General features: G+C 67.1%; 11 protein-coding genes. 8 read left to right on the forward strand and 3 right to left on the reverse strand.

Going from position 1 to position 16,033, the window contains the following annotated elements:
• Positions 1-7 precede the first annotated feature (7 nt).
• Together ACI3KU_RS02290 and ACI3KU_RS02295 are read right to left on the reverse strand one after the other, a co-directional pair.
• On the reverse strand, positions 8-2,656 hold the full coding sequence (locus tag ACI3KU_RS02290; RefSeq protein ID WP_404920667.1) for a family 78 glycoside hydrolase catalytic domain: 2,649 nt from the start codon (positions 2,654-2,656) through the stop codon (positions 8-10).
• The gene (locus ACI3KU_RS02295) at positions 2,653-3,972 is read right to left on the reverse strand and encodes an MFS transporter (protein WP_404920668.1); all 1,320 of its coding nucleotides are present in this window, start codon (positions 3,970-3,972) and stop codon (positions 2,653-2,655) included. The genes ACI3KU_RS02290 and ACI3KU_RS02295 overlap by 4 nt, the downstream gene beginning before the upstream one ends.
• A 150-nt stretch (positions 3,973-4,122) precedes the next feature.
• Between ACI3KU_RS02295 and ACI3KU_RS02300 the strand changes: the two genes are divergently transcribed.
• A complete protein-coding gene (locus ACI3KU_RS02300) occupies positions 4,123-4,725 on the forward strand; it encodes a TetR/AcrR family transcriptional regulator (protein WP_404920669.1) in 603 nt (200 codons plus the stop codon).
• Between the two features lie 6 nt (positions 4,726-4,731).
• On the forward strand, positions 4,732-5,586 hold the full coding sequence (locus tag ACI3KU_RS02305) for a sugar phosphate isomerase/epimerase family protein (protein ID WP_404920775.1): 855 nt from the start codon (positions 4,732-4,734) through the stop codon (positions 5,584-5,586).
• 14 nt (positions 5,587-5,600) lie between these two features.
• Here ACI3KU_RS02305 and ACI3KU_RS02310 read toward each other — a convergent pair whose 3' ends face one another.
• Positions 5,601-7,217: a DUF5597 domain-containing protein gene (locus ACI3KU_RS02310; protein WP_404920670.1), complete on the reverse strand. Its 1,617-nt coding sequence runs from the start codon at positions 7,215-7,217 to the stop codon at positions 5,601-5,603.
• Positions 7,218-7,370: 153 nt separating this feature from the next.
• On the opposite strand from ACI3KU_RS02310, the gene ACI3KU_RS02315 reads away from it, so the two are divergent.
• From ACI3KU_RS02315 to ACI3KU_RS02340, 6 genes are all read left to right on the forward strand, one after another.
• Entirely contained in the window at positions 7,371-9,203 is a 1,833-nt protein-coding gene (locus ACI3KU_RS02315) for a family 43 glycosylhydrolase (protein WP_404920671.1), read from the forward strand.
• A gap of 140 nt (positions 9,204-9,343) precedes the next feature.
• Positions 9,344-10,918 (forward strand): ABC transporter substrate-binding protein, encoded by a 1,575-nt coding sequence (locus tag ACI3KU_RS02320; protein WP_404920672.1) that lies wholly within the window; start codon positions 9,344-9,346, stop codon positions 10,916-10,918.
• Between the two features lie 49 nt (positions 10,919-10,967).
• Positions 10,968-11,909, forward strand: a complete 942-nt coding sequence (locus ACI3KU_RS02325) for an ABC transporter permease (RefSeq protein WP_404920673.1) — start codon at positions 10,968-10,970, stop codon at positions 11,907-11,909.
• Positions 11,906-13,729, forward strand: a complete 1,824-nt coding sequence (locus tag ACI3KU_RS02330; protein WP_404920674.1) for an ATP-binding cassette domain-containing protein — start codon at positions 11,906-11,908, stop codon at positions 13,727-13,729. The genes ACI3KU_RS02325 and ACI3KU_RS02330 overlap by 4 nt, the downstream gene beginning before the upstream one ends.
• Complete coding sequence (locus tag ACI3KU_RS02335) at positions 13,726-14,550, forward strand: ATP-binding cassette domain-containing protein (protein WP_404920675.1); 825 nt, start codon at positions 13,726-13,728, stop codon at positions 14,548-14,550. The genes ACI3KU_RS02330 and ACI3KU_RS02335 overlap by 4 nt, the downstream gene beginning before the upstream one ends.
• Complete coding sequence (locus ACI3KU_RS02340; protein WP_404920676.1) at positions 14,547-16,001, forward strand: family 43 glycosylhydrolase; 1,455 nt, start codon at positions 14,547-14,549, stop codon at positions 15,999-16,001. Before ACI3KU_RS02335 ends, ACI3KU_RS02340 begins: the two co-directional genes overlap by 4 nt.
• The last annotated feature ends 32 nt before the right edge of the window (positions 16,002-16,033 follow it).

Here is a 16,033-nt window from a genome sequence, read left to right on the forward strand (position 1 = left end):
GTGTCCTTCATCGTTGCGGAGCAGTGGTGGGAAGTACGGTGAAGCGGTGCGTGCCCGCTCCGGCGTCATATGTCGTGCCGTCGGGCAGCAGGATCTGCGCGGTCGTCAGCGGGGGAATCGTGATGTCGAGCACGAACTCCTCGTCACCCTGCGTCCAGGAGACATCGATGCGGCCGCGTGGGCCATCGTGGTGGCCGCGGGCCCAGGTGATGTCGGGGCCGGGCGTCGGCGCGATCACGATGCGCTCCCACCCGATGGAGTCCTGCTGCTGGCGCAGCCCCAGCACGTGCGTGTGCAGGAAGCGGATCACCGCGCCCTTGCTGTAGTGATTGAGCGAGGCGTGGGCGTCGCCGTTCTCATCGATGCCGTGCCAGTCCTCCCAGATGGTGGTGGCACCCCGGTCGATCATCGTGAGCCAGGACGGCTCGCTGCGCTGGAAGAGCAGGTCGAACGCGACATCGGCCCGTCCGTGATCGGCGAGGACAGGCAGCAGGTCTCCGGTCGCGAGGAATCCGGTGCCGAGGTGATCTCCGGCCTCACGGATGAGCCGTACCAGACGGTCGAGCGCAGCTTCCCGGAGATCGTCGGGGATGAGACCGAACGTGAGAGCGCGGACGTACGCGGCCTGCGTGTCCTGGACCGTGGTCCCGTCGGGGCGAAGGTACGCCGCGCGCCACGCGGCCAGCACACGATCCGCCAGCTCGTCGTAGCGCAGCTCCTCCTCCGGCTTGCCGAGGATCGCGGCGATGCGGGCGAGCGTGCGCGCGGAGCGGTGGAAGTAGGCCGTTCCCACCTCTCCCTTGTCTGCCAGGAACCAGACCATCGGGTTGTCGGAGATCGGATTGATGCGCTTGCCGTCGGCATCGCGCTGCTGGGGCTCGGTCCACTCGCCCCAGTGGAACGTGCCGTCCCAGAGGTAGCGTTCGAACGGCTCCGGCTCGGGGGACGCCTGCGCTCGCGCGTGATGGCGGGTGGTGGCAGCCTTCTCCTCGACCCAGCTCACCCAGCGCGTCATCGCCTCCCAGTTCTCCGCGAGCACCCGCTCGTCGCCATAGCTCGCATACAGCTCCCACGGCACGGCGACGATCGCATCGCCCCATCCCGAAGAACCGGTCATCATCGCGAACTGGTCGTCCAGGTGATGCTTGATGCGCCGTCCGTCGGGGGAGAAGTTGGTGATGCGTCCGTCGTCCAACTGGTCGTCGCGCACGGACTGCAGCCACTTCCGGCTGAAACCGAGCACGTCATATAGCCGCGTGGCCGTGGGGGCGAACACCTGATAGTCACCGGTCCAGGCGAGCCGTTCGCGCGTAGGGCAGTCGGTGGGTACGTCCACGGCGTTGCCGCGGAAGCTCCAATCCGCGATCTCGTGGAGGCGGTTGAGGTCCGTGTTGCTGCTCGTGAACGAACCGGTCCGCTCCAAGTCCGTGTTCACCACCTGCATCACGGCGCTGGCCGGGTCAAACGGCGCACCGGGGCGCGTGACGCGGGCGTAGCGGAAGCCATGCACGGTGTGTCGTGGCTCGAAGACCTCACCGGCGGCGCCGGATGACACCACCTCGTCATGCTGCACGAACGTCTTAGCGGGCTCGCCCGGGCGCTCCGAGTCGAGGTGGGAGGTGGAGAGGTCGCCGTCACGGCTGAGGTACTCGCCGAAGTCGATGGCGGTGCGCGTTCCGCGTTCGCCGAGATCGGTGAGTCGCACCCAGCCCGAGGCGTTCTGGCCGAAGTCGAGCACCCAGACACCCGCGCGGGGCTCAGTCACGGCGACGGGAGCGAGGGCCTCGGTCACGCGTACCGGTGGGGCCGGCGACCAGTCGATCGCCGGTGCCTCTACACGATCCACGAGTACGGGCGACAGCTCGCCAGTCTCCGCGGTGTAGTCGACGCGTTGGCCTTCCATGAGGTCTGCGGCGATGATGCGCGATGTCCGACTCTGCCAGGATTCGTCGGTCCGGATGATCTGCGTGTCGCCGTTGGCCAGGCGCAGGTGCAACTCGGCGCGCACCCCCAGCGTGTCGCCCCACTGCGACGGGATCCGGAACGCTCCGACTTGTCCGCGGAACCAGCCGTCGGACAGCTCGATGTCGATCCGGTTCTCGCCGGTCGCGACGAGGTCCGTCACATCCACCGCCTGTGCGTAGAGGGTGCGGTCGTAGGAGGTCGATCCGGGTGCCAGCTCCGTCGTGCCGACTCGCCGGTCGTTGAGGGTGGCGGTGTAGACGCCGAGGGCTGTGGTGTACAGGCGTGCAGCGCGCACCGGACCCGCGAGCTCGAAGACAGTGGAGAGCACATGGGCGGGCCGGTGACCTGGTCGCATCGTTCCGGACTCGACGGGCGTGATCCACCGCGCGCGCCAGTCCGCATCCTGCAGTCCGGCTTCAAAGGATGCCCATGTGGACCAGGCGGCGTCCGCAGTCGCCGGGCGCACGCGCCAGCGGACCGCGTCGCCGCTGCCGAGCGGTGCCGTCGGCCATGCCAGCTGCAGTCCCGTGACCGGCACGATCTCGGGCCCTCGATCTGCGATGACGAGCTCGACCTCGAAGGTGTCGGTTGCGACGTCGCCCGGGCGCCACGACAGCCGTGGCGTCGCAGTCGTGACGGGGAAGCCGTCGCCGCCGGCATCGGTGCGGAGGTCGTAGGGTGCGGAGGTCATCGGACAGCCTTCACCTTCAGGAAAACGATCAGACCGCCGACCAGCGCGAAGGCTGCGCCGATCAGGTACAGCAGGGTGTAGTTCTTCACATCCGTGACGGCTCCGATCGTGATGATGACGGAGGCGAGCAGCGGGGCGACCGCGCTGGGGATCTTCTGAGCGAAGGCGACGATGGCCATGTAGCGCCCGGTTTCGCTGCGGTCCGGGATGATCGCGAAGATGATCGCCTGGTCCACGGTGGCGAACACCGCGATCGCCAGCTGCATCAGCACCGCGCCCATGATGAGCTGCGGCAGCGACCAGGCCGTCGCCTCGGCGAGAGCACCGCCGACGAACAGCACGGCGGCGATCACCACGAACAGGCGCCGACGCTTGAGCTTGTCGGAGAGGAATCCGCCGAGCAGCGCGCCACCAGCAGCGGCCACGACGCCGAGCATCCCGATCGTGGCGACGACGCCAGCCACCTCTTTGACGGGCAGATCCAGACGCTGGGCGTAGAAGAATGTGCCGAAGGTGGTGTTGAAGTACAGGCCGATGAAGAAGATGAAGCGGCCCAGCCAGTTCCAGGCGAAGTCGGGGTACTTGCGGACGTTGAAGCCGTAGCCGGCGAACACGGCGCGTGCCGTGACCCGCTCGCCCTGCGGCAGCTCGCGGGAGCTGCCTTCCGGCTTGATGAGCGGGAAGAGGGCGAGCAGCACTGCGCCGATGATGCCGGGCACCACGAAGACGAGCATCGTGCTGGAGGACACGGCATAGGCCACGCCGATTCCCAGCACGGGGGCGATCTGCGTCATCAGGCCGGTGAGCGCGGACACCTTGCCACGCTGTTGCTCCGGCAGCTTGTCCGCCTGGATGTTCTGGATTGCGGCGCCGGAGATCGACCAGCCCGACATGCCCAGCACCCAGCCGGCACCGACGATCAAGAGGGAGGGGGCGAGGCCCATGATCACGAGGCCGACGAGACCGATGGCGGTGCCGAGGAAGATGAAGGGCGTCCGTCGGCCCCAGCGTGAGCGCACACGGTCGCTCCACATGCCCACCAGCGGGCTGATCACCAGGAAGATGGCCTGGGCCGTACCCGTGATGTATCCCAGGACCTCTTCGTGCCCCGGCGCGAGTTCGCTGATGCGGACGGCGATGCCGTAGGACAGCGGCACCATCATCGCCATGGAGGCGCCGAAGCTGGCCAGCATGAGCCAGAAGATGTACGAGCCGCTGACGCGCGCCTCGGGTTCGGCTTTCGGGTTTTCCGGGGCGCTGTTCGCGGTCTGCACCGGGGCGGCGGGCTGGGCCGGTGGCTGTTCGATGCTCACCATGACTCCTTTATCGGGTGGTAGGTCGGCCGAGAGGCGACGGGGCGCCCGCGTCAACGCGGATGCAAACCGTAACCATCGTGGTCACTTTTCCAAACTGTAACCAAAGCGGTTAGAGTTGGCAAGGTCCAACGCGAACGACAGGGGAGGGCGATGAGCGAGCAGGCAACCACCACGAAGCGACGAGGACCCTATGCGGGAACGGCGGCGCGGCGGGCTGAGATCGTGCGCGCCGCGCTCGCGGGCTTCGCCGAGCACGGGTATGAGCGCGCCTCGCTGCGGGACATCGCCGCGCGTGCGGGGGTGACACACGCGGCGCTGCTGCGTCATTTCGCGACCAAGGAGGATCTCCTGCTCGCCGCGCTCGCCCAGCGCGACGCCGACGACGAAGAGCTCGCGCACCGCATCATGCTCTCGAAGGTCTCGGCCGAGCGCGTCCTCTCCAGCGTTCTCGCCGACGAGTTCGCGCATCCCGATCACCAGCGCAACTGGCTGGCGATCACCATCGCCGCCACCAATCCCGATCATCCCGCCCATGAGTTCTTCATGGCCCGCCGCGTGCGGATGCGCAAGTACCTCAACGGCGGACGGCTGGCGCTCGGTGATGACGATGAAGAGCTGTCGGCAGACGACAAAGTCACGATGGTGCTGGCCATGATCGACGGTCTGCGCATCCAGGCGCTGCTGGATCCGGGCCGACCCGTGCTGGCGCTGTTGGAGCGGTTCGTTCGACTGCTGTCCACGGCGCAGGACTGAGTGAGCATGCGGCCGCTGCGGGCTGTCCAGCAGATTCAGATCGGCTCGATCGCGTCCACCCACGAGCGCGCCCGTGCGGTGCTGGAGCAGCTGGCGGCGTGGGGGTATGAGGCCATCGAGCTGAACGGCTTCATGACCCGGCCCAGCTCGCTCCTGGTGCGTGCGCTCACCCGGGCCGCCGGGATGCCGGTCGGGCGGGCCGGGCACGTCGACTGGGCCACTCTCGTTCCTGCTGCGGGGCTGCGCGTGGTGGCGCTGCACGAAGACCTCGGCACCATCGAGCGCGATGCGGATGCGGTGGCCAGGCACGCGGATCGTCTCGACACGGATACGGTCGTCATCACCGGCATGTACCGCTTCGACTACAGCGACCCCGCTGCGCTGGACACGCTGGTTCGCCGCCTCAACGCTGCCGGTGTTGCGCTGGGAGAACGCGGCCTGCGGCTGCTCTACCACAACCACAGTGTCGAGTTCCGACGCCTCCCCTCCGGTCGCTCGGCCTTCGACCTGATCGTCGAGGGCACCGATCCGCGCGCCGTCGGTTTCGAGCTCGACTGCTTCTGGGCGGCAACCGCCGGCGCCGATCCGCTGGCGCTGATGCGCCGGCTGGATACGCGCGTGGAGCTGTGCCACCTGACGGATCGGGGAAGCAGGCGTACGGGCTCCGCGCTCACCCCCATCGATCGAATCGACAGCGTGGAACTCGGGCTCGGCAACCTCGACATCCCCGCTCTGGTGGCGCAGGCTGCGTCTGTGAACGCGCGCGCGGTGATCGTGGAGACGCACAAGAACTGGATCGACGGATCGCCGCTGCGCAGTGCCGAGGTGAGCGCCGCAGTGTTGAACCGTCTTCTCGTCTGAAGCGGCGAGCATCGTCACGAGCCGGGCAGGGGAGTCGCTGATCGCACGAGGAGTCGGTAGCGAACGACCCGTAGATCGTTGCTCTGGAAGGCGAAGTAGCGCTCGTCGCCGTTGAGGGTGCGCCGCGGCACCCATCCCTCGGGGCCGTAGGTGCCCTCCTGCAGGTGATCGACCTCGACGACGGCATCGGCACGCGCGAAGGAGACTGACGCATGTCGGGCGACGACCGTGAACTCCTCCGGTCCGGTCTGCAGGATCAGTCCGTAGCCGGCCAGAGTCTCTGCCGCAGCACCTGTGCCTGCTCCGAACAGCCCGAACGTGTCGTGAGCGCCCCGGATGGTGACGTCGAAGTCGCCGATTCGTGCGTGCTGCTGCTCTCCCGTTACGACGCTGAAGCCATGGATACGATCGCGCTCCTGCGCGTCCAGGATGAGGGGGGTCAGGGGAGTGAGGGTTCGATAGCACCGGAACACCTCATGATCCGTCGGCAGGTCCTCGATACCGAACGGGCTGAAGCCCAGTGCGTGATAGTTCCCCACTGCGAGGAGCGCGTTCGCTGCGGACGGGATGGCCTCCGGTATGAAGATCGGGTTGTCGGCGCGCGCATATGCGTCGAGGGTTCCCGTGAAGTCAGTCACATAGATGTCGGGTGCGAGCAGTGACAGCGAGGGCGCCCCGATCTGCCAGATGTCGATCATGCGAGAGACCGGACCGCCGCTCGGATACTGACCGGGGAGGTCGGCACCCGGCTGCGGCCCGAGCCAGGCATTGGCGTAGTGAGGAAGGGGATGAGCGGCGATGCCCGCGCGAGCGACTCGTTCGACATAGGTGCTGAACGCCCACGCCATGAAGATCTCCTCCGCCAGCCGATCCTCTCCGAAGACCTCCGCCCAGGTGCCCGCAGCGAGAGATCCCTGACGAGACCACAGGTCGCGAACCCAGGGATCGAGGCTCGCGGATCGTTCCGCGAGCTGATCGAGGAGTCGTGGCGGCACGGGGCCGCGCCAGGCTGCGTCTGCAAGAGGTGAGCGGTCGCGGCTGTCGCCGAGAAGCCCCACCTCGTTCTCGACCTGCACCATGATGACGGTGTGCTCGGTGTCGGTCTCGGCCAGATGGCGCATGAGTGCACCGAAGGCACGCGCGTCCGCGTCGGCGAGGGCGTCGCTGAAGACGCTGAGGATGGGGCCATCCACCGCGAAGCGACCGGAGACGGCGCGCAGTGGATCGCGTTCAGCGCGGGGGAAGCGGGTCTCGTCGCGCCGCACCCAGCTGGGGGCATATGCCGAATCTGCGTTCTTATAGGCGCCGAACCAGAGCAGTACGATCCGTATTCCGCGTGCGCGGGCCTGACGCACTTGGTCGTCCACGGTGGTGAAGTCGAACTCGCCTTCCTCGGGCTCGATCAGCTGCCAGGTCGCCACGCTCACCACCGTGCCCACCCCCGCCGTCTCGAGCCGATCCCAGACGGGCTGCATGTAGGCGGGGCTGGAGGCGCTCGAGTTGTGCAGCTCGCCGCCGAGCATCAGGTAGGGACGGTCGTCCACGATGAGCTGCGCCGCCGCACCTCGGCGTTCGATCCGCGGGAGAGCGGAGGGCCCTCGGGTGGAGGTGGGCGTCGTTGCTCCGGACATGTTCTGCTCCTCGGTGAACAGATGGCAATCGGATGCCATACTTTGACTCTTAGGAAGAGTATCGCTCATTGTGCGGAAGATTGGCAAGCGATTGCCTAACCCGGTAGATCCGCGTCCCATGAGACCGACAGCACCAACGGAAAGGTTCCTTCGATGACGAAGCCCGCGCGCTACTACAGCAACCCCCTCGACCTCGCCTATCGCTATCAGGACGTCCGATTCACGGGAGTCGTCCGCGGAGTGACGATTGGCCAGCCTCGCCGCAGCGTGCACCGCGAGGCCGCCGATCCCTCCATCGTGCGGTTCCGTGGGCGCTACTTCCTGTTCGCCTCGATGTCGGCGGGGTTTTGGCATTCGACCGACCTGGCGGACTGGCACTTCGTGGCCACCGATCGGCTTCCGGCATTCGACTACGCCCCCGACGTGCGGGAAGTCAACGGCGCGCTGATCATCTCGGCGTCGCGCAAGACGGATTCCCCGTTCTTCCGAAGCGAGGATCCGCTTGCGGATGACTTCACAGAGATCTCTCCTGGCACCTTTCCGTTCTGGGATCCCCACGTCTTTCAGGATGACGATGGCCGGGTGTATCTGTACTGGGGATGCGACAATCAGACGCCGATCCGCGGGGTCGAGATCGATCCGACGTCCTGGCGGCCGCGTGGCGAGCCGGTCGAGCTCATCTCGTCCGATCGCAGCCGACGGGGCTGGGAGAACGTCGGCGAGAATCACCGTCGCGCTGAGCCGCGCACTCCCGAGGAGCGCCTTGTCGCCCAGTTCTCGAGCGACGATCCGTACATCGAGGGCGCCTGGATGACGAAGCACGCAGGCGTCTACGTGCTGCAGTACGCGGCACCGGCGACCGAGGCGAACACATACGCAGACGGATACCTCACCGCAACGTCTCCGCTCGGGCCCTTCGAGTACTCGCCCCACAGCCCGTTCTCCGCCAAGCCCGGCGGATTCATCACGGGCGCAGGTCACGGCAGCACCTTCACTGATGAGCACGGCAACTGGTGGCATGCGGCAACGATGCGAATCTCTGTCAACGACGTCTATGAGCGTCGGATCGGTCTGTTCCCTGCCGGCTTCGATGCCGACGGCGGGCTGTTCTGCAATCAGGCGTTCGGCGACTGGCCCACACTCATCCCCACCGGACCTGCCGATCCGTGGACGCCCCCGCCATGGATGCTGCTCTCGCACGGCGCGGCGGTGTCCGCATCGAGCTCGGCTGCCGATCACGGGCCCGAGCTTGCCGTGAACGAGGATGTCCGCACCTGGTGGGTCGCGGGATCCCGGGACCCCGGGGAGAGTCTCACGATCGATCTCGGGGCCGTGATGTCGGTCTCGGCCGTGCAGGTGAATCTCGCCGACGAGGGGTTGGCCGAGCTGGTGGACCCAGCGCCGGGCGGGGCGGATTTCGGCTACTCGTGGCGTGCGATGTACGGCGCGGGTCGGCCGACGCAGTTCCAGGTGGAATCGTCAGCGGACGAGAAGAGCTGGCAGACGGTGCTCGAGGTGGATCAAGATCGACCCCATGCGCTGGCAGTGCTGGACTCTCCGCGCGATGCGCGCTACGTGCGTGTGACGGCGGGTCGCCTCCCGTTCGAGGCCCCGTTCGCCGTTTCTGGCCTGCGCGTGTTCGGCCGAGCGGACATCCCGCTGCCCGAGGCCGCCGTGGTGTCGGCGTCGCGCACCGGAGAGCTCACGGCGCTGATCGGGTGGCAGCCGGCCCGCGGAGCGGGAGGCTATGTGGTCCGGTATGGCTCAGCGGCGGACAAGCTCTATCACAGCTGGCAGGTGCTCGATGGGACCGAGCTCGACCTGCGCGCGCTCAACGCGGGCGTCGAGTACTGGGTGCGCGTGGATTCGTACAACGGGGCCGGGATTTCGGAGGGGAAGGTCATGCCCATCAGCCGGCCGGCGCGGATGTCGACACAAGAGGACGAAACGCCGCAAGCGACCGCGCCAGATCAGCCGCTCTCATAACGGTCGTGTCACATCGTGGCAATCGGTTGTCATGAGAGATCCGTTCGTGCTTTACTGACCGCGAGGCACCACGCTTGATCCTCCCGAGTCTTCTTGACAAGCGATTGCCGACGCTGTTTCATTCAAAGGAGTTTGAACACATGTCCACATTCACTGCGACCCGCGGCGCACGCCGAACGCTGCTGTCCGCGCTCGCTCTGGTGGCCGCCCTCACCGTGACGGGCTGCTCCAGCGCTGCGACACCGGAGGCCGGCACGAGCCCGTCGGGATCGGCTGCGGCACCTGCTGCGGAGAAGGACCTGTCCATCGCCGCGGTGTCGGCACCGAACTCGCTGGATCCCGCCCAGTTGGTTGACGGACAGCAGATGTTCGTCTGGTCCTCCATCCTCGACACGCTGCTGCGCAAGGATCCCGACACGGGAAAGATCCTCCCGGGCGCGGCCGAGTCGTGGGCGTACAACGAGGACGGCACCGAGCTGACCCTCACGCTGCGTGACGGAATGACCTTCAGCACCGGCGACCCCGTCACCGCGGACGCCGTCGCGAAGACCATCCTGCGATCGAAGGCCGCCCCGGGCAACGTGCAGAGCCGTCTGTCCGCGGTGTCGGATGTCACCGCGCCCGATGAGTCCACGGTCGTCGTGACCTTCAGCACCTTCGACCCGCAGTTCCTGGACAACCTGTCCTCGGGTGTGGGAGCCATCGGCGATCCGGCCACCATGGATACCCCGCGCACGGCCACCGATCCGGTTGGATCTGGGCCGTTCACGCTCGACGTCGCCAAGACGGTGCCGGGAAGCAGCTACGTCCTCACCAAGCGCGATGACTACTGGGATGCTGCGAACGTCCCGTTCCGCACCCTCACTGTCAAGGTCATTCAGGACCCGACGGCGAGTTTCAACGGGCTGCAGTCCGGCGAGCTCAACGCCGCCACCGTGCAGTCGCAGATGGTCGGCCAGTTGAACGCCGATCAGTGGCACATCGCCACCAACGAAGCCACGGCGATCGGCTATCTCAACATCCTCGACCGCGCGGGCGAGAAGTGGCCGGCCCTGGGAAACAAGGACGTCCGACAGGCGATCAACATGGCGATCGATCGCGAAGGCATCCTGAAGGGTCTGTACAGCGGGGTGGGCAAGGTCACCGAGCAGGTGGTGAGCCCCTACGGCGCGATCTACGACGAGTCGTTGAACAAGACCTACTCGTACGACATCGAGAAGGCCAAGAAGCTCGTTGCTGACGCCGGCTTCGCGGGCGAGAGCTTCCAGATCCCGAGCACGTTCCTCACCACCACGATCGAGCCCGTCCTGACCCAGGCGTTCTCGGACATCGGTCTGACCCTCGAATGGGTCACGGTTCCGCCGCAGCAGGCACAGGGGGCGGCGCGTTCGGGAGACTACGGCCTGTACTACCAGATCGTCGGCTTCAACTCAGACACGGCCGACCTCGCCACCATCTTCGGCAAGGAAGGCACCGCCAATCCGCGTGGCTTCACCGACGCGAAGCTGGACGAGTTCTTCGGCGTGATCGACTCCACGGTCGATTTCGACAAGGCGCTTGCCACCTACAAGGAGCTGAACGAGTACGTCGTAGACCAGGCGTTCGTCGTGCCGATCAACTACATCGGCTCCACGTGGGCCAGCGGAGACGGCATCAGCTACATCGGCAAGGCGAACACGCTGTCCACCTACCGTCTGTTCACCGTCACCGACTGACCCGATCCGGGGGCGCGCGCCCGTGCGCCCCCGGATCACAGGAGCCCCCATGCTCGGATACATCGCGAGACGACTGGGAGCGGGAATCGTCCTCGCCCTTCTGGTCACCTTCATCACGTTCGCCCTGCTGAGCACGTCGTTTCACGACGTGGCCCTCACCATCCTCGGTCCCGCCGCCACCCCGGACGTCACGGCCGACCTCATCGCCTCCCGCGGTTGGGACAGGCCGCTGCTCGTGCAGTACGGCGACTGGCTCATCCATGCCCTGCAGGGCGATTTCGGGGAGTCGGTGTACACCTCGTTGCCGGTTGCCGCCAGCGTGCTGCAGCGACTCGTCGTGACGCTGTCGATCATCGTGCCCGCGCTGCTGCTCACGGTGGTCATCTCCACTTTCCTCGGAGTGTGGTCCGCATCGCGCGGCGGCATCGTGGATCGCATCGCCCAGGGGATCTCGTTGATCGGCTACGTCGTGCCCGGGCTGCTGTTGGCCATCGGCCTGGTGGTTGTGCTGGCCGTTCAACTCAAGTGGCTTCCGGCAACCGGCTACACCCCGTTCACCGAGGACCCCGCGGCCTGGGCTCGCAGCATCACGATTCCGGTGATCGTGCTCACCATCGGCGGTGTCGCAAACCTTGCCGCACAGGTGCGCGGCCGCATGATCGACGAGCTGCGCCGCGACTACGTGCGCACCCTCCGCACCCGCGGCGTCTCCACAGGGGCCATCGTCATCCGACACGCGCTGCGCAACGCGGGAGGTCCCGCACTCACCGTGCTGTCGCTGGAGTTCATCCAGATGTTGGGGGGCGCTCTCATCATCGAGAACGTGTTCGCTCTGCCCGGCTACGGGAGCTTCGCGTTCAACGCATCCCTTCAGGGGGACATCCCCGTGATCATGGGCATCGCCGCATTCGGCGTGCTGCTGGTCACCGTCGTCAACCTCCTCACCGACCTGGCGAACGGTTGGCTGAACCCGAAAGCGAGAGTCCATTGAGCGACGAACGCCCCACCCCCGCCCACACCGAGACCGTGACCGCCCCGAGCACCGAACTGCTGGTCACCCTGGCAGCTCGCGCGACCGCTCGCACCTCCACCTGGCGTCGCATCCTGCGGGACCCGCAGGCCATCGGCACCCTCGCGCTGCTGGCGATCATCTTCGGTCTGGGCCTGCTCACCCCGCTGCTGACCAGCCACGGCCCCAACGACGCCACCCTGTCCATGGTGAATGCACCGTTCGGCACTGCCGGGTATCCGCTCGGCGCCGATGAAACCGGCCGCGACATCTGGACGCGCATGCTGCACTCGATCAACACCGCGGCAGTGTCGGCGATCATCGGCGCCGGCGTCGCGCTCGTGGTGGGGATCACCGCGGGGCTCATCGGCGGCTATTTCGGCACGGTCACCCGCGCCACCACGGAGTGGCTGTTCAACCTGATCATGACCTTCCCGGGCATCCTCCTGCTCATCATCCTGATGCCGGTGACCGGAGGCGACTACCGCTTCACGATGCTGATCTTCGGCGTGCTGCTGTCACCGGGCATCTACCGCATCGTCCGCAACCTCGTCCTCGGGGTGAAGAACGAACTGTATGTCGATGCGGCACGGGTGTCGGGCCTCGGCAACCTCCGCATCCTCGCCCGCCATGTGCTCTTCGTGATCCGCGGACCGATCATCATCGCGGGCGCGTTCCTCGCCGGATCGGCGATCGCCGTGCAGTCGGGGCTGGCGTTCCTCGGTGTCGGATCCACCCAGATCCCGAGCTTCGGCGCCATGATCTCCTCGGGGTTCCGCAACCTCTACATCGCGCCCACCCAGTTCCTGTGGCCGAGCCTCATGCTCGGAGTGATCACCGCCTCGCTGGTTTTGCTGGGCAACGCCCTGCGAGACATTCTCGAGGGCTCGCAGCCCAAGCCCGCGAAGGTGGGCAACGGGCAGCGCGCGCTTCAGGCCGCTGATGCTGCGGCGGTTGACGGCGACGCACTGCTGCAGATCACCGACCTGGCCATCGCCTACCCCCGACCCACCGGGGGCCTGATCGACGTCGTGCGCGGTGTGAATCTCACGATCCGTGCGGGTGAGGTGGTGGGGCTCGTGGGCGAGTCCGGATCGGGCAAGTCCCAGACCGCGTTCGCCTCCCTGGGCGTGCTGCCCAACGAGGCGGTCATCTCCCGAGGCTCGATCCGCTTCGACGGGCGTGAACTCGTCGGGCTGACTGACGCCCAGATGCGTCCGCTGCGTGGCAAGGAGATCGCCTACATCCCGCAGGAGCCGATGTCGAATCTCGATCCGTCATATCGGGTCGGCGCACAGCTCGTCGAGGGCGTGCGCTCGGCGCTGTCGCTGAATCGCAACGAAGCGCGCGCCCGCGTGCTGGCGCTGCTCTCCCGCGTGGGCATCGCCGACCCGCAGCGCACGTTCGACTCCTATCCGCACCAGATCTCCGGCGGCATGGCCCAGCGCGTTCTCATCGCCGGCGCGGTAGCGAGCCGGCCGAAGCTGCTGATCGCGGATGAGCCGACCACCGCGCTGGATGTCACCGTTCAGGCCGAGATCCTCGACCTCCTCCGCGACCTGCAGCGCGAGTTGAACATGGCGGTGCTGCTGGTGACCCACAACTTCGGGGTGGTGGCCGACCTGTGCGATCGGATCGCCGTGATGCAGCACGGCGCGATCGTGGAAGCCGGCTCGACCGCTCAGGTGTTCGCCGATCCACAGCACGAATACACCCGCATGCTGCTCGACTCGATTCTGGACGAGAGCACGCTGCGAACGGACCCACCCGTGGCGCACGGGGCAGGCGGGAGCGAACGATGAGCCTTCTCGACGTCACGGACCTCCGGGTCTCCTTTCCCGGGCGAGGCTGGCGCGCGCGACCGGTCGAAGTGCTGCACGGCGTCTCCTTGAGCGTGGCCCCGGGCGAGACGCTCGGGCTGGTGGGCGAATCCGGATCCGGAAAGACCACCATCGGTCGTGCTGTGCTCGGACTCGTGCCGACCTCCGGTGGCGACATCCGCTTCTCCGGCAGCTCTCTGATCGGCGCATCGCCACGGGAGCGCCGCCGCCTGGCGCGAGATATCCAGGTGGTCTTCCAAGATCCGTACACATCGTTGAACCCGTCGATGACCGTCGGCGACATCCTCGCCGAGCCGCTCGTCATCCAGGGCGCGACCGCGAAGGATGCGCGCTCCCGGGTGCGAACGCTGCTGGATCAGGTGGGCCTTCCCGCGGACGCCAGCGAACGGCTGCCGCGCGAGTTCTCCGGGGGTCAACGCCAGCGAGTCGCGATCGCGCGCGCCCTGGCTCCGCGGCCGCGCCTCATCGTGTGCGATGAGCCGGTGTCGGCGCTGGATCTGTCGACGCAGGCGCGGGTTTTGGACCTGTTCGTCGAGATCCAGCGCGCGACGGGGGTGGCGTACCTGTTCGTCTCGCACGATCTGTCGGTGGTGCGTCACATCAGCCACCGCGTCGCGGTGTTGTATCGCGGGGATCTCGTGGAAACGGGGCCGGCGGATCACGTCACCTCCGCACCCGATCACCCCTACACGCAGCGCCTCCTGCTGGCGGCACCAGTGGCCGACCCGGTCAAGCAGCGCTCTCGCCGAGAGCAACGCCGACAGGTGCTGGAGGCGTCATGAGCATGAATCCGATCATCCCGGGCTATCACCCGGATCCGTCGCTGTGTCGCGTCGGGGAGGACTACTTCCTGGTCAACTCAAGTTTCGAGTATGCACCAGGGGTGCCTCTGCATCACTCCCGTGACCTCGTCACCTGGACGCAGATCGGCAACGTCTTGGATCGTCCGACGGACCTCACGGTGCGGATGGGGATCGAGGGAGCAAGCGGCGGGATCTACGCGCCGACGCTGCGCCACCACGACGGAGTGTTCTGGATGATCACCACGAACATCCATGAGGTCGCGCGCGGACATCTGCTGATGCACGCCACCGATCCGCGCGGTCCCTGGAGCGAGCCGGTGCACATCGCCGGGCTGATCGGGATCGACCCGGACATCGCCTGGGATGACGACGGCACCTGCCTCGTGACGTGGAGCGACGTCATGAGCGGTGGCATCTCACAGGCCGCGGTCGATCCGTGGACGGGGGCCGTGCTCTCCGATCCGCGCCGGCTCTGGAACGGGACAGGCGGAGCGCACGCCGAAGGGCCCCATCTCATCCGCCGAGGCGAGTGGTGGTACCTGCTGGTGGCGGAGGGCGGCACCGGGCCCGGGCACATGGTCACCATCGCCCGCTCCGCGAGTGCTCACGGCCCTTTCGAGCCGGCACCATCCAATCCGATCCTCACCCACCGCAGTACCGGCGATGCTGTGCAGTCGACGGGCCACGCGGATCTGGTGGAGCTCGCGGATGGGTCCTGGGCACTCGTGTTTCTCGGCACGCGACCGCGCGGCACCTTTCCACGCTGGCACACGAACGGCCGCGAGACATTCCTCGCGGGCGTCGACTGGGTGAACGACTGGCCGATCGTGGTGGAGGACAGATTCCTCGCTCCGGCACGGACGTCCGGATTCACGGACGAGTTCCGTGAGCCGCACCTGCATCCGCGGTGGATCTCTCCCGGCATCTCGCCCACGGCGTTCGCGACGACGGGCAACGATGGGCTCACGCTCGCACGCGGACGAGACATCGAGTCCGCTGCAGCCGCGAGACTTCTGGCGGTGCGCGCCGAGGATGAACTCTGGCGCGCGACGGTGGAGGCTGACGGGGATCTCGCGCTGTCCGTGCGGATCGACGACGCCCATCAGATCAGCGTGGAGCGTGGCGGGGGTGAGGTTCGCGTGCGCGTGGTGATCGGCCCGCTGGATCAGATCGTCGTACGTCAGCCGACGACCGCCGCGGTCACACTCGTCGTCGAGGCCACGGAGTACCTGGCCGACCGGGGTGCTCGCCGCGGTCCCGACCTCATTCGAGCGGGCTATCTCGAAGGCGAGCGGATGGTCGAGCTGGCCACCCTGGATGGTCGATACCTCAGTACCGAGGTGGCCGGCGGGTTCACCGGGCGCGTCATCGGCCTCGAAGCGCTCGCCGATGACGTCCGCATCCGTCGATTCGACTACCTCCCCGCATAGCTATCGACAGTCGTGCTCGGCCTGTCGATCTG

The sequence above is a fragment of the Microbacterium sp. ZW T5_56 genome, assembly GCF_044987425.1.
Taxonomy (GTDB): domain Bacteria; phylum Actinomycetota; class Actinomycetes; order Actinomycetales; family Microbacteriaceae; genus Microbacterium.